This window comes from Bradyrhizobium jicamae (genome assembly GCF_018130695.1).
Lineage (GTDB): Bacteria > Pseudomonadota > Alphaproteobacteria > Rhizobiales > Xanthobacteraceae > Bradyrhizobium > Bradyrhizobium jicamae_B.
Window position 1 is genome coordinate 52,482 of the sequence record NZ_JAFCJX010000005.1, and the last position, 19,014, is coordinate 71,495.

Consider the following 19,014-nt stretch of genomic DNA (forward strand, 5'->3'; position numbering starts at 1 on the left):
GCGCCCGGTGCCCCATCTCACGCCGTCACAAGATCAAATCCGCACTGTGAAGGGCGGCGACATTGACGTGGATGCGGATGTCCGGCGTCCCGTTGCCGTCGACGTCCCCTTCCAGCATGTTGTTGGCATAACGCAGCTGACCGGCGATATCGGTGAATGCAGCGTCTCCGATGAAGGTGAAATGCTGGGCGCCGGCGGTCTGCGTGTTGGCGTCGATCGCTGACAGATCGATGTGGTCACCCTGCGCGCTGGAGAAGTCCGTGATCTCGTCCGGACGACTTGGCATGCTGTCCTGTGTGGCCTTGAAGACGAAGGTGTCAGCACCGGCGCCGCCCGCCAGCACGTCTGCGCCCGCGCCGCCGTTCAGCGTGTCATTGCCCTGGTTACCCCAGAGATGGTCGTTGCCGTCGCCGCCATCCAACTCGTCGTTACCATCGCCGCCGGTCAGGTTGTCGTTACCCATCCCGCCAGCCAGGTGATTGGCGGTGGCGTCGCCGGTGAGCGCGTCCTTGAAGGCGCTGCCGACGACATTCTCGATCGAGTCGTAGGTATCTCCCTGGGCGTCGCCACCGCTGCCGGTATGGGTCGCCAGATCGACGGTCACGCCCGACGTGGAGTTTTGGTAAAGGACGGTATCGATCCCGCTGCCGCCGGCGAAGCTGTCGATGCCTGCTCCACCGAGGAACGTGTCGTTGTCGGCGTTGCCCCAGAGAAAATTGTGGCCGGTACCGCCGGAGAGGAAATCGTCGCCTCCGTGCCCCGTCAGCGCGTCGTTTCCGCCTGCGCCGAAGATCTCGTCGGCGCCCGCGCTGCCGAACAGCGCATCCTTGCCTTCGGTTCCGCTGATCGTGCCATCGAGCGTCAGCACCCTTCCATGAATGTCCTGATCGATGCCTTCGCTCGAGGTCCATGTCACGAAGATCTGTCCGTTGGGCAACTCGGTGACATGCGGCGCCGTTTCGCCGAGGCCCGTCGAGGTGTTGACGATAAATTCCGGACTGCTCATCGTGCCGTCGGCATTCACGACCTGCGCATAGACGCCGTCACTGCTTCCGCTGTGTTGATCCCAAGTGACGACGGCGCGCCCGTCGGCGAGCGCCGTCACCGATGAATCGAACGATGAGACGCCATTGCCACCGGCAGGACTGATCAGGAAGTCCTGGCCCAAGGCCGTGCCGTGAGCATCGAACATCCGTCCCTCGATTGCGTTGCCGGAACTCCAGGTCACCAGCACATTATCATTGGCGAGGGCTGTGACCTGCGATCCCAGCTGATCGGTCGCGTCGCTCGAGCTGATCTTGAAGTCGGCTGTATTCGCGGTGCCGTCGGGGTTGAGGATACGGCCAACGAGCACGTTGGCGCTCTGACCTTGCGAGGAGACCCATGTCACGAAGGCGTCACCATCGTGCATCGCCGCGACTGCGGGCTGGAACTGCTGCCCGGAGACGGCGCCGTTGATGGTGAACTCCGATCCCAGCGGTTGTCCGCCGGCATCGACGAAATGGCCGACGATATCGGACGGACTGCCTGCGCCGGAGGTGAAGGCCGTCGAAGCCACCAGCGTTTCACCGTCGGCCAATGTCGCGGCGGCCGCCGTGACTTCGTTGGATCCGGAGTTGAGGATGAATTCGGACCCGACGGTGCCGTCGGAATCGACGACGCGCGCATGGATGTCGCTGATCCCCCCGATCAGATCGGTCGACGACCAGGCGACCAGCACATTGCCGTCCGGCAACGTCGTCAGCGAGACCTGGTTCTGCTCCTCTCCTCTCGTATTGATAGTGAAATCAGGTGATCCGACCGATCCGTCGGGATTCAGGATGCGGACGCGGACCTCGGTGGGGAAGTCGCCGCCTTCGGCCGAGAGCCAGGCAGCAAGGATACGTCCGTCGCCGAACACGGCTTGCGTGGAATCGAGCTGATCGTTGGCCGTGGTGGAGTTGATGAGATATTCTTGGTCGCTCATTATCGCGCTTCCTCATTGTTCTTCTATGTCGACGGGCACCGCGTCGACTTGTTGAGATGCGTGCGGTCGCAAAGGCGGGAGCGCCGGTCCAGTTCGGCGGCCTTCAAATGTGCGGGGATCAGGAGCGCGGGGGTGCTGTCGCGTCGATGCTGGGCGAGATTGTCCGCGGTCGAGCAGAGGTTGATCCGCGATTCAGTCGAATGTTTGACTCGACGCTTTCTTGTTCATGTTTGACGCGCAGTTCCGTTGCAACGGAACTGCGCGTCAGATTTGCTGGCGTGCGCGTCGATTCGATTCAATCAATGCGAAGACCGAAACCGCAGCACACTCGCGGGCAGCTGCGCGGACAGCCAGGACGCAATGGCGCGCTCGTGGCGGTGATAGAGCAGGCCAGCCGCGATCATGGCGATGCCGATCAGCGACAGCGCGAACGGAAACATCAGCGAGTCCTTGAACACGACGTCGGCGAGATGGCCGAGATAACCGACAATGCCGAACGTGCCGAACAACGCATAGGCGCGCCGCATCAGGATCACCGCGAGAGCCAGCAGGCCGACATTGAACAGGCAGTAGAGCGCCTTGCCGAGCTCGCTCGCGCCTTCGGTGGCGGAGATGCCGCCCCAGAACGCCATCAGGCCGAACAGATGCAGCCAGAACGCAAAGTCACCGTTGCGGCTGCGATAGTCGGTGGTCCAGGCGATCGCGAGGATCGCAAGCCCGAACCAGATCGACACCTTGCGCTGCATCTCGAAATCGGAATGCTCGGCATTGAAAACCCACGGCGCGAGATCCATCGACATGAACCACAGCGCGAACGCGATGATCGCGACGATGAAGGGGAAGCGGAAGAAGCGCAGCGCGATGGTGCCGGCCACGACGGCGGCGACCTCCATGAAGATCCAGCTGCCCTTGATCCAGACATAGAAGTCGTGGACCGTGCCGGGCTTGCCGAACTTGCCCCACCAGCCGAGCTGTTCCTGAACGCCGTAAACCGCGAGCGGCGCCATCGACACCGCGACCGCGATCAAGAGGCCGCCGGGCACGTGCAGGTTCTTGCGGTGCCAGAGATGATGGCCGGCAAACGCGAACGCGCCGGCATAGGCCAGGGCGCAGGCAACGAGCGCGCCGCCACCCATCTGCGCAAACGCGAGCGTCGAGAACAGGCCCATCGCGCCGATCACGATCAGCGCGCCGGCGTACCAGAGCAGATGCGCGGCATCGAACTTCGCCCGTGGCGCAGTGCCAGCGGCCGAGGCCTGCAGGAAGGCCAGCAGCCGCTGCAGGTCGGTGGCGCTGATCACGCCGGCACTCTCGGCCGAACGAAGATCACCTTCTGAATATCGCATCTCTCAAGCCTCTCCGCTGCCATGCGGCCACGCGCGCCCACGCCCTCAGGGCGTGGCGGGCGTCGGGCCGCCATTGTGGTGGTATCTACCGGTGAGTATGTTCACTCTTGAACGACGTTCAAGACAAACTTGAGCATCGCTCACACGATTTCGTGAGATGTTTAGATGGAACACCGCCCCCGCTCAGGCGAAGCCGTGTTCACGCGCAGAAGTCAGGAAGGCACAAGCGGTTGGGTTCCCTCCCCCCTTGCGGGGGAGGGTTAGGGAGAGGGGTAAGCCGCGCAGGCGGTGTTTGTGGCTTACCCCTCTCTCCAACTCTCCCCCGCAAGGGGGGAGAGAGCCCTACCGCCTTCCGCGTGGCCTGAAGCAAGATCGGCGGCGTGAGACCTGGCTAGGCTCAGGCCTTGTATTCGTACAGCAGCCGGGCGCGGATGGTGCCCTCCAGGGCCCGGATGTCCGCCAGCACGCGCTGGCTGTCGGCGGCGGAGGCATCGGCGTCCAGAACCACGTAGCCGACCTCGTGGTCGGTCTCGTAGTACTGCGCGGCGATGTTGACGGCGTGGCGGGCGAGCACTTCGTTCAGGCGGCCGAGCATGCCCGGCAGATTGCGCTGGACCTGGATGAAGCGCGTGCCGGTCGGACGCGACGGCAGCTGGACCTGGGGGAAATTGACCGCGCCCATGGTCGAGCCGGAATCGCTGTAGTCGACCAGCTTGCGCGCGACTTCGGCGCCGATCCGTTCCTGCGCCTCTTCGGTCGACCCTCCAATGTGCGGGGTGAGGATGACGTTCTCCAGCCCCTGCAGCGGCGAGACGAAGCGATCCGCGTTCGAGCGCGGCTCGACCGGGAAGACGTCGACCGCGGCACCACGCAGCCTGCCCTCGCGCAGCGCGTCGGCGAGCGCGTCGAGGTCGACCACCGAGCCGCGGCTGTTGTTGATGAAATAGGCGCCCGGCTTGATCGCCGCGATCTCCTCGCGCCCGATCATGCCATGCGTCGAGGGCGTTTCCGGCACATGCAGCGACACCACGTCGCTTTGCGCCAAGAGCTCCTGCAGGCTCGCGGTCGGCTCGGTGTTGCCATGGCGAAGCTTGTCGGTGTGATCGTAGAAGATCACCCGCATGCCCAGCGCTTCGGCGAGGTTGGAGAGCTGTGAGCCGATATTGCCGTAGCCGATGATGCCGAGCGTCTTGCCCCGCACCTCGTAGCTGTCGTTGGCGGACTTGTCCCAGCGGCCCTCATGCGCGGCGTTGGAACGGCCGACGATCCGGCGCAGCAAGAACACGATCTCGCCGATCACCAGTTCCGCGACGCTGCGCGTGTTGGAGAACGGCGCGTTGAACACGGGAATGCCGCTGCGGCGCGCGGCATCGAGATCGACCTGGTTGGTGCCGACGCTGAAGCAACCGATCGCGATCAGCCGGTCCGCAGCCTCGAGCACGTCGGGCGTGATCTGCGTGCGCGAGCGGATGCCGAGGATATGCACGCCCTTGACGGCCTCCTTGAGCGCATCGCCCTCCAGCGCCTTGGACAGGCGCGTCATGTTGGAATAGCCCGCCGTCTCGATCAGCTGCGCGGCGCTGTCGTTGACCCCTTCGAGGAGCAAGACCCGAATCTTGTCCTTCGAGAGCGAGAGTTGGGGAAGCGGAAGATTTTTGGCCAAGGCTCGGCGTCCTTCAGAGGGCGATGAGCGGTGGGCTACCAAAAGATGTCCGGCCTGCCAATCGTCCTTATTCGGCCAGCGCCTTCATTTCCTTGTAGAGATCGGATTTGCCCTCGAAACCGATGCCCGGCAGGTCCGGCATCACGATATGGCCGGCCTCGACGCTCACGCCGTCGGGGAAACCGCCGTAGGGCTGGAACAGGTCGGGATAGCTCTCATTGCCGCCGAGGCCTAAGCCGGCGGCGATGTTGAGCGACATCTGGTGGCCGCCATGCGGGATGCAGCGGCTCGTCGACCAGCCGTGGGTCTTCAACACCTCCAGCGTGCGCTGATATTCGCAGAGGCCGTAGGACAGCGCGCAGTCGAATTGCAGCCAGTCGCGATCCGGCCGCATGCCGCCATAGCGGATCAGGTTCTTCGCGTCCTGGTGGCTGAACAGATTCTCGCCGGTCGCCATCGCCCCCGGATAGAACTCGGCGAGCGCGGCCTGCAGCGCATAGTCGAGGGGATCGCCGGCCTCCTCGTACCAGAACAGCGGATACTCTCGCAGCATCTTGGCGTAGGCGATCGCGGTCTCCAGGTCGAAGCGGCCATTGGCGTCGACGGCGAGCTGCGCGTTGCTGCCGATCTCCTTCAGCACCGCCTCGATGCGCTCGCGGTCCTCCGCGATCGGTGCGCCGCCGATCTTCATCTTCACGACGTTGTAGCCGCGATCGAGATAGCCGCGCATCTCCTTGCGCAGCGCGCCGAGATCCTTGCCGGGATAATAATAGCCGCCGGCGGCATAGACGAAGACGCGCGGATTGGCGGTGACGCCGTGACGTTCGGCGAGCAGCCGGAACAGCGGCTTGCCGGCGATCTTCGCCACCGCATCCCACACCGCCATGTCGATGGTGCCGACCGCGACCGAGCGCTCGCCATGGCCGCCCGGCTTCTCGTTCGACATCAGCGTCGACCAGACCTTGTCCGGATCGAGATTGTCGCCGGCCGCGTTCAGCAGTGACTTCGGATCGGCTTCCGTCAGCCGCGCCGCGAAGCGCTCGCGGATCAGACCGCCCTGGCCATAGCGGCCGTTGGAATTGAAGCCATAGCCGACAACCCGCTTGCCGTCGCGCACCACGTCGGTGACCACGGCAACCAGGCTCGAGGTCATCTTGGTGAAGTCGATATAGGCGTTGCGGATCGGCGAGGAGATCGGTTTTGTCACCTCGCGGACGTCAACGATGCGGACGGACATGGTGTGCTCTTTCGGTTAAGGCCGCCGCTCCCTCCCCGTCATTGCGAGCGAAGCGAAGCATTCCATCCTTGCGCTTGCGGAGACATGGATTGCTTCGTCGCTTTGCTCCTCGCAATGACGGTGTGTGTTGCGCCGACGGCGCGCTTCATCAGGCCTTCTTGTCGCGGAAATACGGCTCGACGGTGCCGTGCACCTTCAGCGTCAGCGGATTGCCGTGACGATCCTTGGCATTCCCCGCGGTGACGCGCACCCAGCCTTCGCTGATGCAGTACTCCTCGACATTGGTCTTCTCGGCGCCCTTGAAGCGGATGCCGACGTCGCGCGAGAGGATCGCCTCGTTGTAGTACGGGCTGTTCGGGTCGATCGAAAGCCGATCGGGAAACTGGTCGTTGGTGGTGTCGTGATTGTCGCTCATAGCAGGGCCTCAATGTCTCGTCTCAATCCTTCGGGCCGGGCAGTCGGCGCATGCCGCGCCACCACCTTGCCGGCGCGGTCGACCAGGAATTTGGTGAAATTCCATTTGATCGACGACCCCAGCAGGCCCGCTCTCTCGCGCTTCAGATACTCATACAGCGGATGCGCATCGCTGCCGTTGACGTCGATCTTGGCGAACATCGGAAACGTCACGGCGTAATTGGTCTCGCAGAACTGCGCGATCTGCGCGGCAGTGCCCGGCTCCTGCGCGCCGAACTGGTTGCAGGGAAAGCCGAGCACGGCAAAGCCGCGCGGCGCGAGATCCGCGTGCAGCTCCTGCAGCCCCTTGTATTGCGGCGTGAACCCGCAGGCGCTGGCAGTGTTGACGATCAAGAGCACCTGACCCTCGAACCGCTGCAGCGGCACGTCGTCGCCGGCCAGCGACTTGGCCGTGAAATCATAGACGCTCGGCATCTGTCCTCTTCAGGTCACTGGGTCGATCGCCGCCGATGGTGTCCCGCCGGCTTCCACCGCCTCGCCCGCGGCAAGGCAGAGATCCTCGCGATAGCGCGCTGCGACCAGCTGCACGCCGACGGGAATCCGTCCGACCAGTCCGGTGGAGACCGTTAGCCCGGGAAGCCCCATGAAGGGAATGGCAATCTGCGGCAATTGCGCATGCCACACCCGCGCAAACGACGCCTCGTCCTTGCGGTCGAGATGATCGGGGAACGGCAGCTCGCCGGACACCGGCATCAGCAGCACCGGATATTTGTCGAGGAAGGCGAACCATTCGCGGGTCAGCGTGGCGCGGCGCGCCAACGACCTGGAGAGATCGAACGGATGCACTTTTGCGCGGTTGCCGCGCAGGCAGGCCAGCGCGCCGGGATCGCCCTCGCGCTCGGCGGCCTCGAGCTGCGCCTCATAGCCGTCGCCGAGCCAGAGCCTGGTCTGGATTTCGGCGGCCTCGCGCAGCGGCGGCGTGTCGTCGATCTCCTCGACGATCCAGCCCGCGGCCTGCAGCCGCTTGCCGGCATCGGCCACGGCTGCGACGACCTCCGGCACCGGGTTCAGTCCATCCGGATTGAGGCACATCGCGACGCGCTTCTCCCGCTTTGGCCCTTCGAGCGGCACCGGCGCGTACCAGGGATCGCGATAGTCGGGCGCCGACATTGCCGCGAGCGAGATGCGGAGATCGTTGATCGTCCGCGCAAGCGGGCCGGACACCGCGCTGATCTGCGGGCCGATCGGCCGCTCCGGCAGCGCGGCGTTGAAGGCAGGGATCCGGCCCAGGCTCGGCCGCAGGCCGTGCACGCCGCAGGCATAGGCGGGATAGCGGATCGAGCCGGCGATGTCGGTGCCGTGCGCGATGTGGCCGATGCCGGCCGCGACCGCCGAGCCCGCGCCGCCCGAGGAGCCGCCCGGCGTGATGCCGGGATCGCGCGGGTTCTTGGTGTCGCCATGGATCAGATTGGTGGTGAACCAGCGATAGGAGAAGGCCGGGCAATTGGTGCGGCCGAGAATCACGGCGCCCGCCTTGCGCAGATTCGCCACCACGGGATTGTCGACCTTGGCGATCACGTCGCGCTGCAGCTTCAGGCCGTTGGTGGTGGCAAAGCCCTCCTGGTCGACATTGACCTTGATCGTGATGGGCACGCCGGCGAGTGGGCCGGCATCCTCGCCGCGCGCGATCGCCGCATCGACCTTGGCAGCCTGCGCCAGCACATCGGCCGGGCGATGATCGACCACCGCATTGATCTTGGGGTTCACCGCGTCGAGCCGGGCGAGGCCCGCTTCGGCCGCCTCTTTCGCCGAAACCTTTTTGGATTTGATGAGGCTGGCCAGTTCCGCGGCCGACAGACGCCAAAGATCCTGCATGTGCAACTCCGTGTGGAGGTTGCCTTTTAGCGCCGCAGGGAGGGCATGGCCAGCGGCGCCGGGCGCCGCTATGGATTGCCTGCCGCGAGGGCCGAAACTCAGCCCGACACGGCGGGAAAACTGCTCCCGGGGACGAACCTCAATGACAACTGACCTGATCGTCGAACTGCCCGCATTTGATACCGGCCAATACGAAGGCTGCGAATTCATCATGTCGGGCGGCGATGCCCGGCTGAAACTGTTCTTTTCCGAGCTCCCTGAGGTCAGGATCAACTTCTCACGCGCGCGATGGCATCAATTCACGGCTCTGCCGAATTGCAGCATCGAGATGATTCAGGGCGCCTACTTTCGCTTGGTCGAACTCAGGGACTCAAGAACATTGGCCGCATTCATCAAGGCCGATCGGTATCCCCGGCGGGCTTATCGAGAACTCCATCACTATCGAATATTTCTGGACGAAACGGGCTGCCACGAACTCTTTGCTCAATCCGCTGTTCGCCAACCATAGTCGAGGGGTTGGTAGGCCTACCTCACATGGGCCACGTAATAGGCGAGATCGGCGATCTGCTCCTTGGGTATCGCGCCCATCACGTCGGCCATGGTGGCGTCATAGCCGTGGCGGCTGTTGTCCTTGTACTCGGCCAGCGTTTTCGCGAGGTAATCCTCGCGCTGGTTGGCGATGCGCGGGACGTTGTCCTTCCCGGAGTAATCGGTGTTGTGGCAGGTGTTGCAGCGGTTCTGCTTCGCGAGCCCCTCGCCGCGCGCCATTCGTGCGGCATCGCCGGCATCCTTCGGCGCCGCGGGTTTTGGCAAGCTGGCGATGAAATCGGAGAAAGCGCGCAGATCGTCGTCGGTCAGCGGCTTCGCCATCTCGTTCATCGGCTCGAAGGTGCGCAGCTTCTCGCGGAACATGAAGAGCTGGATCAGCGCATACGGCGCCTGCTGGCCGCCGAGCGAGGGCGTGTTCTCGGTCTCCGAACTGCCGCGCTCGCCATGGCAGGCCAGGCACGGCGCGGCACGCTCCTGGATGGTTTCGGCGGATGCGGAGAATGAGAGAGAGGCAAGTGCCACAGTGATTGCGAGCTTGCGCATCGATCCATCCTCACATGCATCGTTCAAAAGAAAATCGGGGGCAGCGGGCGCTGCCCCCGATCGATCGCATCAGATTACTGCGCCGCGACCTTCGGCTTGCCGTAGGTGATGCGGTAGACCGCGCCGTTCCAGTCGTCGGAGACCAGCATCGAACCGTCCTTCAGCAGCATCACGTCGACGGGGCGGCCGACATATTTGTTGTCTTCGAGGAAGCCGGTGAGGAACGGCTCCATCGACTTCACGGTGCCGTCCTTGTTCAGCTTGACGACGACGACGTCACCGCCCTGCTTCTGCGACTTGTTCCAGGAGCCGTGGCGCGCGATGAAGATCGCGTTCTTGTAAGCCTTCGGGAACTGGCTTCCGGTGTAGAAGCGCATGCCGAGCGCTGCTGTATGCGGGCCCATCAGGCCGACCGGCGCGGTGTAGTCCTTGCAGTTCTTGCCCCAGCCGAGCTCCTGGTCGATGATGTTGCCCTGATAGCAGAACGGCGCGCCGAAATCCTCGCCGGCCTTGGTGACGCGGTTGAGCTCGTCCTCAGGCACCGTCTCCGACAGCCAGTCGCGGCCATTGTCGGTGAAGTACATCTGCTTGTTTTCCGGATTCCAGTCGAAGCCGACGCTGTTGCGCACCCCGAGCGCGTAGACCTCGGCGCCGGAGCCGTCGAGATTCATGCGGCGGATCTGGCCGTGGGCGTCGTCATGCAGCACGTTGTTGCCGGGCTGACCGACCGGGACATAGAGCTTGTTGTCCGGGCCGATGGCGATGAACTTCCAGCCATGCGCCTCGTCCTTCGGCAGCTTGTCATAGATCACCGTCGGCTTCGGCGGGTTGTCGAGGACGTCCTCGATCTTGTCGATCTTGGAGACCTGCGACAGCTCGGCGATGTAGAGCGTGCCGTCCTTGAACGCGACGCCGTTCGGGCGATAGAGGCCGGAGGCGATCACCTTGACCGAGCGTTTGCCGTCCTTGTTGACGATGGCATAGACCTTGTCGACGAGGCGGCTGCCGACGAACACGGTGCCCTTGTCGCCCTGCGCCAGCGAACGCGCGTTCGCCATGCCGGCGGCATAGACCTCGATGTTGAAGCCGGCCGGCACCTTGAGCTTGGCGAGCGGCAGCTTGTCGGGCGCGGACGGCAGCGGCGGCGGCGCAACCGGAGCGAGCTTGGCGGCCGCCTCATTGTCCGGACGTCCGATCATGGGCGAGCCCGGCGGCAGCGGCGCTGCGGTGGGTGCCGCGCCCGCCGCAGGCGGACTGGCGGGCTGTTGGGCGATCGCGGAAAGCGTGAAGGCACCGAAGAAGGCGCCGGCCAGCAACAGGCTGCGCGACGCAGACGAATGACGCATCATGGTGTTTCTCCCCTGGACGGAAGCCGTCTTCCTGGCGCTGGCGCGCCGGCGGCTTTTCCGGGGTCGCAGTCTCCGAGTTTGTCCGGACAAATGCAATCGGAAACATTTCGGAATCGGCGCGGGCCGGCGGTGTTGGCGCCAGCTCGCGCTGCGGATCAATGCCGTGTGACGGAGCGGTCCGGCGACTCCAGGATCGCCTCCGTGAACGGAAATTCCAGCACGATATCGCCGTCGTCATCGGTGACCTCGATGACGGCATTCAGCAGCGCCCCGTCGGCGCCCTCGGTCTTCAGCAGCTCGCGGATCATCGCCCGCGCCATCTCCCAGGCGCGGTCGGGATCCCTGAGGATTTCGCCATCAGGATCGGAGATCAGCTCGTCGCCGATACGGGTGTTGAAGAAATAGCGGGGCATCGGCGGAACTCGGCTCGGGTTCGGGTGGGTGAAGCGGCTAATCGTCACCAGGACCTTGGGAGGAAGGCTTGCGGCCCCGCCCAAAGCTCAAGATCACTATTCCCGCTGGCACGAACAACAGGAAAAACGTCTGATCCCACGGGGTTTTGAGGGGAACGCGCGCACAACTCCGTGAGCGGACCATCGCAGCGCAACATGATTTGCGCAGCGCAACGTTGCGAAAAATTTAAGTGGCGAACTTTTCCAGCCGAAGTACCTTAGTGTGAGGGCGGAAATTCGTCCGGTCGCAAATGGAGAGCCAAAATGGCCTGGAAAGCACCGAAGATCGTCGAAGTGTCGGTCGGCATGGAAATCAACATGTATATGTGCGCCACCCGCAAGTAAGCGGACGCGTCCTATACAGGTTAGCGCAGGTGGACGTCCGGGCGTTGACGCGCTCCCGCTGAGGGATCGTGGTTCAAGTCCGGGCTCCACCTTCGATTTTTTTGGCACCCCTTTCAGGGGTCTGTGAAGTCGCGCCGGGGGACGGTTCATGCTTCGCATCGTCGTCCTGGGTGCTGCCGCCGGTGGTGGCGTTCCGCAGTGGAACTGCGGCTGCGACGTCTGTCGCAAGGCGCGCAGCGATTATCCCGAGCTGCAGAGCACGCAGGCCTCCATCGCGTTCAGTCGCGATGGTGCGCACTGGTTCCTGGTCAACGCCTCACCCGACCTGCGCCAGCAACTGATCGCGACGCCGCAGCTTCATCCGAAGGCGGGCGAGCTGCGCCATACGCCGATCGCGGGCGTGATCCTGACCAACAGCGAGATCGATGCCGTCACCGGGCTATTGTCGATGCGCGAGGGCTCGCCCTTCGCGATCTACGCCCATGAGCGCGTGCTCTCGATCCTAAAGTCCAACAGCATCTTCAACGTGCTGAGCGAGAAGAACGTCAAGCGCATCGCAATCGACGTCGACCGCGCCTTTGAGCCCGCCCTGCCCGACGGCTCGCCCTCCGGCATCGAGGTGCTGCCGTTCGAGGTTCCCGGCAAGGGGGCCTGGTATCTCGAAGGCAAGGCGCATCCGGCCGGCGCCGACGGGGTCGGCGATACTTTGGGCCTGCGCATTGCGGACAAGGCCAGCGGCAAATATTTCTACTTCCTGGCCGCCTGCGCGCGGGTCACCGATGACGTGCGGCAACGCATCACCGGCGCGCCGCTGGTGTTCTTCGACGGCACGGTGTGGCGCGACGACGAGCTGATCGTGGCGGGGCTCGGCAACAAGACCGGTCAGGGCATGGGACATATCGCGATGTCGGGCGATCACGGTGCGATCGAAAGCCTCGCGGCCCTCGACATCGGACGAAAAGTGTTTTTGCATATCAACAATTCCAACCCGGCGCTGCTTGGGACCTCGGCTGAACGCAAGGCGACTGAGCGCGCGGGATGGCAGATTCCCTCCGATGGAACGGAGATCGTGCTGTGAATATGGTGCCGACCACTGGGATGACCGCGCTGACCATCGGCAAGGGCATCCAGCTCAATTCCGCCGAGGAGATGGAAGCGACGCTGCGCACGATCGGCGCGACGCGCTATCACAGCCTGCATCCGTTCCACCGCCTGCTGCACGGCGGCAAGCTCAACAAGGGCCAGGTGCAGGCCTGGGCGCTGAACCGCTACTACTACCAGAGCACGATCCCGCTGAAGGACGCGATGGTGATCTCGCGCTTCCGCGACCGCGCCACCCGCGTCGAGTGGCGGCACCGCATCGAGGATCATGACGGCGACATCGGCAGCGAAGGCGGCATCGAGCGCTGGCTCAAGCTGACCGAGGGCCTCGGCCTCGACACATCTTACGTGGAATCGACCGAGGGCATTCTGCCGGCGACGCGGTTTGCGGTGGAAGCCTATGTGCATTTCTGCCGTGACCGCACGCCGCTGGAGGCGATCGCCTCTTCTCTGACTGAGTTGTTCGCGCCGAACCTGCATGAGGAGCGCATCTCGGGAATGCTGAAGCACTACGACTTCGTCAACCCCGACATCATGAGCTATTTCAGCCGCCGCCTGACCCAGGCGCCGCGCGATGCCGGCTTTGCGCTTGAGTACGTCAAGCAGCACGCCAGGACGCCGGCCGAGCGCGAGTCGGTCTGCAATGCGCTGATCTTCAAGACCAACGTGCTGTGGGTGCAGCTCGACGCGCTCTATCATGCCTATGTCAACGACAACATTCCGCCCGGCGCGTTCGTGCCGAAGTCGAGCTAGGGGCAAATCATGGCAGGCCGCAACATCAGCGTCAGCGAGACCAGCCGGCCGAAGCTGCCGCGCCATGCCAGGCTGAAATTCGACGAGACGCGAAAGGTCTGGGTGATCCTGGCGCCGGAGCGCGTACTGGCGCCGGACGAGATCGCGGTGGAAGTGCTGCAGCTTTGCGACGGCGAGCGCAGCGTCTCCGACATCGCCGGTCTGCTGGCGGAGAAATACGCCGCGCCGCGCGAGGCTATTGCGACCGACGTGGTTGCCATGCTGCAGGATCTGGCCGACAAGGGCTTTCTCACCGAAGCGCGCGAGAAAACACCATGAGTGATACGCTCGCTGACAACACCGCCAAGACCGGCCCGAGCGACGGGCTCGCCGTGCTGGAGAGCCGCCGCTCGCCGGCCGAGACCTACGGCATTCCGCTGGCCGTACTCCTCGAAGTGACGCATCGCTGCCCGCTGCAATGCCCCTATTGCTCCAACCCGGTCGAGCTCGACCGCGGCAGCACGGAGCTCACCACCGAGGAATGGAAGAAAGTCCTGAGCGAGCTCGCCGAGCTCGGCGTGCTGCAGATCCATTTCTCCGGCGGCGAGCCGACCGCGCGCAAGGACATCGTCGAGCTGGTGCAGCATGCGACCGATGTCGGACTGTATTCCAACCTGATCACCTCGGCGGTGCTGCTGACAAAGGACAAACTCTCCGCGCTGGCGGATGCCGGCCTCTGCCACGTCCAGATCAGCTTCCAGGGCAATGAGTCCATCGTTGCCGATCGTGTCGCCGGACTGAAGGATGCGCACCGCAAGAAGCTCGAAGTCGCGAAATGGACGCGCGAGCTGGAGCTGCCGCTCACCGTGAATGCGGTGATGCATCGGCAGAATCTGCATCAGCTCGCCGACATCATCCAGATGGCTGTTAATCTCGACGCCGACCGGCTCGAGGTCGCCAACGTGCAATATTACGGCTGGGCGCTGAAGAACCGCGCCGCGCTGATGCCGACCATCGCGCAGATCGAGGAGACCAGCCGCATCGTCGAGGAAGCGCAGGTGCGGCTGAAGGGTACGCTGGCGATCGACTATGTGGTGCCGGACTATTACGCGCTGCGGCCGAAGAAATGCATGGGTGGCTGGGGCCGGCAGTTCTTCAACATCTCGCCGGCCGGCAAAGTGCTGCCGTGTCATGCGGCCGAGAGCATCACCGGGCTCGAATTCGAGTCGGTCCGCTCCAACCATTCGATTGCCTGGATCTGGCAGAACTCGGAAGCCTTCAACCGCTATCGCGGCACAGGCTGGATGCCCGAGCCGTGCAAGTCCTGCGAGTTCCGCGAGGAAGATTTCGGCGGCTGCCGCTGCCAGGCCTTTGCGCTGACGGGCGATGCCGGCAATACCGATCCGGCCTGCACGCTGTCGCCGATGCATGAGAAGATCTTCAAGCTCGCCGAGACCGAGGCCGCGGCCGAGCAGAACCGCTTCCTCTATCGCAACTTCGCCGGCGGCACGCTGGAGACGGAGCACGGCCAGGACAACGGCCAGGACAACGGCCATGGCGCCTGATGCCGATGCCGGCACGGCGTCGCGACGTTCCGAACCATTCACACCATTGACGACAGAGATGCTCGATGTCGGCGACAGCCACACGCTTTATGTGGAGAGCGTCGGGCGCGAGGGCGGCATTCCCGCGGTCTATCTGCATGGCGGGCCCGGCAGCGGCTGCCAGCCCGATCATCGCCGCCTGTTCGATCCCGAGAGATTCCACGCCGTGCTGTTCGACCAGCGCGGCTGCGGCCGCAGCCGCCCGAAGGGCAGCCGCGAGCACAACACGACAGCGCATCTGATCGCGGACATGGAAAAGATCCGGCAGACATTCGGCTTCGAACGCTGGATGGTGGTTGGCGGCTCCTGGGGCGCGACGCTGGCGCTGGCCTACGCGCAGGCGCATCCCGATCGCGTCAGCGGCATCGTGCTGCGCGCGACTTTCCTCGGCACCAGGCAGGAGGTCGAGAGCGGCTTTCAGCACACTTTGCCCTGCTTCTATCCCGGCCTCTACGAGGACTTCCTCAGCCTGCTGCCGCCCGAAGAGCGCGCGCAGCCGGTTGCCGCCTACTACCGCCGCATCCTCTATCCCGATCCTGCCGTGCATGGCCCGGCCGCGCGGGCCTGGCAGGAGACCGAGCGCATCCTCTCGGAACACGCGCCGAACAAGACACGGCTCGATCTCGCCGCGATCGCCTCATCCAGCACGCTGCCGTCGACGCCCTACATGGAGGCGCATTATTTCGTCAACGACAGCTTCATGGCACCCAACCAGCTGATGATGAATGCCACCCGCCTCGCCGGCATTCCCGGCATCATCGTGCAGGGCCGTTACGACCTGCTGTGCCCGCCGGCGATCTCGCACGCGCTCTCCGCGCGCTGGCCGGGCAGCGAGATCCGCATCATCGACGGCGCCGGCCACATGCTCTACGACCCCGGCATCCGGAATGCGGTGATGAGGGCGATCGCGGATGTGGGGTCGAAGATCGCTTGAGCTGCAGATTTCTCTTTAGCCCGCACCGCCTGCTCGCAGAGGCCGGTGAGCTATAGGACTCCTCGCTATAACTCAGAATTTGCGGAATCATGAGCTATAGAAGGGGTCTCTATAGCTCATGACTTGGAACTGCAACTAAACCAAGCTCAAATCCTTCGGCTTGATTCCCGCAAATATCCGCTCGAGGCTTGGCTGCTGCAGTCCGTAGACGTGCTGGATCAGGCCGGCGAAGAACGCCTTGTAGTCGGTCAGCACCGGATAATCGCGGTTCTGGAACAACGTGGCTTGCGACACCTGCGTCTGCTCGCCGGCGAGGCGGCCGCCGTTGATGCCGCCGCCCATCACCCAGTAGACGCTGCCATGGCCGTGGTCGGTGCCGCGATCGCCGTTCTCGCGGAAGGTGCGGCCGAACTCGGAGATCACGACGACGACCGTGTCGCGCCACATCGCGGGCCCGATCTCCTCCGAGAAGCCGGCGAGCCCGCGGCCCAATTCACCCAAACGATCGGCGAGATAGCCGGTGGCGGCGCCCTGGTTGACGTGGGTGTCCCAGCCGCCGACGTCGACGAAGCCGAGATTGAACTGCTCGCGCATCAGCCGGCCGATGCGGCGCGCCGACAGCTCGAAGCCGCGCGGCGACACTGCGCCGCGGTTGGCGGCGGTCATCTCCTCGGAGACGGACTTGTAGACGTCGTCGCGGACGCGAAAACCTTCGGACACCGAATTGGCGAGGTTGCTGCCCGCGTACATCTGTTTGATCAGCCGCGCCTGGCGGTCGTCGACGCCGGGCTTGCTGACGGTTGCGATGCCGATGTTCGGGATCTGGCTCTGGCCGCGGAAGATCAACGGCAGCTGGTCGGTGAAGGAGATCGGCTTCACCCGCGTCAGCTCGACGGCGAGCCGGCTCATGAAGCCGGAGCGATAATCGCGGCTGCCGCCGACGGCCTGCCCGAGCTCGATCGTGTCCTGGGTTTCGAAATGGCTGCGCGAGAGATCGTCACTGGTGCCGGCGAAGGGGATGAAGGCGACCTCGCGCTTCGCCCACAGCGGATAGATGGTGTCGCGCAAGGCCGGATGCAGGCCCCAGACGGCATCGAGCGGGAGCGCCGCGTTCGGATTGCCGGCGTCGGGGCGCGCGATCGCAAGCGTCGGCCGCGAATTATAGTAGAAGTCGCTGCCGGTCGGCACGATGACATTGGCCGCGTCATAGGCGCCGCGCAGGAACACGACCAGCATACGTGCATCGGTGGCCGGTGCCGCCCATACCCGCCCCGCGACGGTGAGCGAGGCGGAAGCTGCGAAGGCCTTGATCAATTCGCGGCGGTTCATTGGCGAACCTCCTTCAGTGCATGAATTCGGGCGACGACAGATACAGCGTGTTCCAGTCCTGCGGCGACACCGCCTGCTCGAGGGCTGCGAGCGTGGTCGGGCTCAGGGTTTGCCGGAGATGGTTGAAGTAGAGTCCGTTCATGACCAGCGGAAAGGCAGGCTGGTCGACCGCATTGGGCTCGTTCGGCTTGAACAGCCCGGCCGAGCCCGAGCCGATCGCACGCGCAATCTCGAAGCGCAGCATCATCTGGCCGGGTCCGCTCCAGGCGGCCGACAGCATCGAATAGCCGTCGGGGGTCTCGTGGTTGAACAGCCCTTCGGAGAGGCGATTGAGCCAGCCCTGGATCGGCATGGTGTTGAGGATCACCTTGTCGTCATAGGCGAGCCGCACCGCCGACATCACGTAGTGCATGGGATCCTTGAACTTCGCAGTCCCCTTCAAAGTGGCGGCGAATTCCGGCGCGTGCACCATGGTCGACATCACGGCGGCGATGTCGCCGTCGGATTTCTGGAAGGTCTGCGCCATGCGCTGCACCAGCGCATCGGGCGGATTGTCGGCCACGAAATAGGTCGCAAGCTGCTTCGACAGATGCAGCGCGGTTGCGGGGTGGCGGCACAGGATGTCGAGGGCTTCGTCGACCTCGGCGAGGCCGCGGCCCTTGATCGGGTGGCCGAGGAATGTCTTGTCGCCATAGTCGTGCCGCGCCGGATTGAATTCGAACGCACCCTCGCGGACCAATTGCGACTGCAGCTCGGGCTTCAGCCTGGGGTCTTCCGGCTTCAGGTCGATGCCGACGCCGGTCAGGATCCGCGCGAGCGCCTCGACGTCGGCCTGCGAATAGCCGGAGCCGACGCCCATCGTGTGCAGCTCCATGATCTCGCGGGCGTAATTCTCGTTGAGATGGCCGGCCGCGTTGTCGGCATTGTCGAGATAGCGCAGCATCGCCGGATGATGCAGCGTCGCCGCGAGCAGGTCGCGGAAACGGCCAAGCGCAAAGGGGCGGATCGCGCGATCCTCATAGTCACCAACGAGCACGCGGAGGTTCGACTTGTTCTGGTGCACATTGAAGTGGTTGAACCAGAACCAGGTCAGCCGCTCGCGCAACTGATCGGGCGCGTAGAGCGCGCGCAACACGGTGCGGGCCGCCGCCTGGCGAGCGCGATCGGTCATCGCCTGCTGGAACACCTGCTGCACCGCCTTGCGCTGCTCGGGATCGGTGACCTGGCTGGCCGACTTCTGCTGCTGCTCGAAGGCAACCGCGATATCGAACGGGAATTTGTGCACATCGGGCATCGCCTCGATCTGCGCGCGCGCCGCCTCCGGCAGCGGCGGGTTGGCCGGATGCAACTGCTCCTGCAGCCAGCGCTCGACGCCGACATCACGCAGATGCCCGGCGGCAGACGCGTTGACGCCCCAGGTCAGGCGATCGAGCATCGCGATGTCCTGAGGCGCCAACTCCGCCGCTGCGGAAGGCGTTGCGCCGGCGAGCGCCAGCGCGGCGATCGCGCCACCGAGCAGCGGCGCGATCGGTCGAAGGGTGAGCAAAAGAGCTCGCATGGATGGGGACCTGTGTA

Annotated in this window: 19 protein-coding genes; 7 read left to right on the forward strand and 12 right to left on the reverse strand. The window is 64.5% G+C overall.

Annotated elements, in window-relative coordinates:
* Positions 1–25: 25 nt before the first annotated feature.
* The 7 genes from JQ604_RS08620 to JQ604_RS08650 all read right to left on the reverse strand — a co-directional run bounded on the left by JQ604_RS08620 (position 26) and on the right by JQ604_RS08650 (position 8,501).
* Positions 26–1,966: a calcium-binding protein gene (locus JQ604_RS08620; protein ID WP_212355425.1), complete on the reverse strand. Its 1,941-nt coding sequence runs from the start codon at positions 1,964–1,966 to the stop codon at positions 26–28.
* Between the two features lie 299 nt (positions 1,967–2,265).
* Complete coding sequence (locus JQ604_RS08625) at positions 2,266–3,312, reverse strand: hypothetical protein (RefSeq protein WP_212355427.1); 1,047 nt, start codon at positions 3,310–3,312, stop codon at positions 2,266–2,268.
* Positions 3,313–3,709: 397 nt separating this feature from the next.
* The gene (gene serA, locus JQ604_RS08630) at positions 3,710–4,975 is read right to left on the reverse strand and encodes a phosphoglycerate dehydrogenase (RefSeq protein WP_212355429.1); all 1,266 of its coding nucleotides are present in this window, start codon (positions 4,973–4,975) and stop codon (positions 3,710–3,712) included.
* Between the two features lie 67 nt (positions 4,976–5,042).
* Positions 5,043–6,212: a mandelate racemase/muconate lactonizing enzyme family protein gene (locus JQ604_RS08635; RefSeq protein ID WP_212355431.1), complete on the reverse strand. Its 1,170-nt coding sequence runs from the start codon at positions 6,210–6,212 to the stop codon at positions 5,043–5,045.
* A 148-nt stretch (positions 6,213–6,360) separates the two neighbouring features.
* Complete coding sequence (locus JQ604_RS08640; RefSeq protein WP_212355434.1) at positions 6,361–6,627, reverse strand: DUF3297 family protein; 267 nt, start codon at positions 6,625–6,627, stop codon at positions 6,361–6,363.
* Entirely contained in the window at positions 6,624–7,100 is a 477-nt protein-coding gene (locus JQ604_RS08645) for a glutathione peroxidase (RefSeq protein ID WP_212355435.1), read from the reverse strand. Before JQ604_RS08645 ends, JQ604_RS08640 begins: the two co-directional genes overlap by 4 nt.
* 9 nt (positions 7,101–7,109) lie before the next feature.
* Positions 7,110–8,501, reverse strand: a complete 1,392-nt coding sequence (locus tag JQ604_RS08650; RefSeq protein WP_212355437.1) for an amidase family protein — start codon at positions 8,499–8,501, stop codon at positions 7,110–7,112.
* Between the two features lie 142 nt (positions 8,502–8,643).
* On the opposite strand from JQ604_RS08650, the gene JQ604_RS08655 reads away from it, so the two are divergent.
* Positions 8,644–9,009, forward strand: coding sequence for a hypothetical protein (locus JQ604_RS08655; RefSeq protein WP_212355439.1), 366 nt, complete (start codon positions 8,644–8,646; stop codon positions 9,007–9,009).
* Positions 9,010–9,026: 17 nt separating this feature from the next.
* Here the strand turns inward: JQ604_RS08655 and JQ604_RS08660 are convergent, their stop codons facing one another.
* From JQ604_RS08660 to JQ604_RS08670, 3 genes are all read right to left on the reverse strand, one after another.
* Positions 9,027–9,593 carry a c-type cytochrome gene (locus tag JQ604_RS08660; protein WP_212355441.1) on the reverse strand — a complete coding sequence of 189 codons (567 nt, stop codon included), beginning with the start codon at positions 9,591–9,593 and terminating at the stop codon, positions 9,027–9,029.
* 74 nt (positions 9,594–9,667) lie between these two features.
* Complete coding sequence (locus tag JQ604_RS08665) at positions 9,668–10,942, reverse strand: PQQ-dependent sugar dehydrogenase (protein ID WP_212355443.1); 1,275 nt, start codon at positions 10,940–10,942, stop codon at positions 9,668–9,670.
* Between the two features lie 155 nt (positions 10,943–11,097).
* On the reverse strand, positions 11,098–11,355 hold the full coding sequence (locus JQ604_RS08670) for a DUF6894 family protein (RefSeq protein ID WP_212355445.1): 258 nt from the start codon (positions 11,353–11,355) through the stop codon (positions 11,098–11,100).
* Between the two features lie 303 nt (positions 11,356–11,658).
* Between JQ604_RS08670 and pqqA the strand changes: the two genes are divergently transcribed.
* The 6 genes from pqqA to pip all read left to right on the forward strand — a co-directional run bounded on the left by pqqA (position 11,659) and on the right by pip (position 16,110).
* Positions 11,659–11,739 (forward strand): pyrroloquinoline quinone precursor peptide PqqA, encoded by an 81-nt coding sequence (gene pqqA / locus JQ604_RS08675; RefSeq protein ID WP_035635412.1) that lies wholly within the window; start codon positions 11,659–11,661, stop codon positions 11,737–11,739.
* 148 nt (positions 11,740–11,887) lie between these two features.
* Positions 11,888–12,817 carry a pyrroloquinoline quinone biosynthesis protein PqqB gene (pqqB, locus tag JQ604_RS08680; protein ID WP_212355447.1) on the forward strand — a complete coding sequence of 310 codons (930 nt, stop codon included), beginning with the start codon at positions 11,888–11,890 and terminating at the stop codon, positions 12,815–12,817.
* Between the two features lie 20 nt (positions 12,818–12,837).
* Positions 12,838–13,593 carry a pyrroloquinoline-quinone synthase PqqC gene (gene pqqC / locus JQ604_RS08685; protein ID WP_212355450.1) on the forward strand — a complete coding sequence of 252 codons (756 nt, stop codon included), beginning with the start codon at positions 12,838–12,840 and terminating at the stop codon, positions 13,591–13,593.
* Positions 13,594–13,602: 9 nt separating this feature from the next.
* Positions 13,603–13,911, forward strand: coding sequence for a pyrroloquinoline quinone biosynthesis peptide chaperone PqqD (pqqD, locus tag JQ604_RS08690; RefSeq protein WP_212355452.1), 309 nt, complete (start codon positions 13,603–13,605; stop codon positions 13,909–13,911).
* Positions 13,908–15,137, forward strand: coding sequence for a pyrroloquinoline quinone biosynthesis protein PqqE (gene pqqE, locus JQ604_RS08695; RefSeq protein ID WP_212355454.1), 1,230 nt, complete (start codon positions 13,908–13,910; stop codon positions 15,135–15,137). Before pqqD ends, pqqE begins: the two co-directional genes overlap by 4 nt.
* Entirely contained in the window at positions 15,127–16,110 is a 984-nt protein-coding gene (gene pip, locus JQ604_RS08700) for a prolyl aminopeptidase (RefSeq protein WP_212355456.1), read from the forward strand. Before pqqE ends, pip begins: the two co-directional genes overlap by 11 nt.
* 135 nt (positions 16,111–16,245) lie before the next feature.
* Here pip and JQ604_RS08705 read toward each other — a convergent pair whose 3' ends face one another.
* Both JQ604_RS08705 and JQ604_RS08710 read right to left on the reverse strand, forming a co-directional pair.
* The gene (locus tag JQ604_RS08705; RefSeq protein ID WP_212355458.1) at positions 16,246–17,439 is read right to left on the reverse strand and encodes a DUF1501 domain-containing protein; all 1,194 of its coding nucleotides are present in this window, start codon (positions 17,437–17,439) and stop codon (positions 16,246–16,248) included.
* Positions 17,440–17,452: 13 nt separating this feature from the next.
* The gene (locus JQ604_RS08710; RefSeq protein ID WP_212355460.1) at positions 17,453–18,997 is read right to left on the reverse strand and encodes a DUF1800 domain-containing protein; all 1,545 of its coding nucleotides are present in this window, start codon (positions 18,995–18,997) and stop codon (positions 17,453–17,455) included.
* Positions 18,998–19,014: the final 17 nt, after the last annotated feature.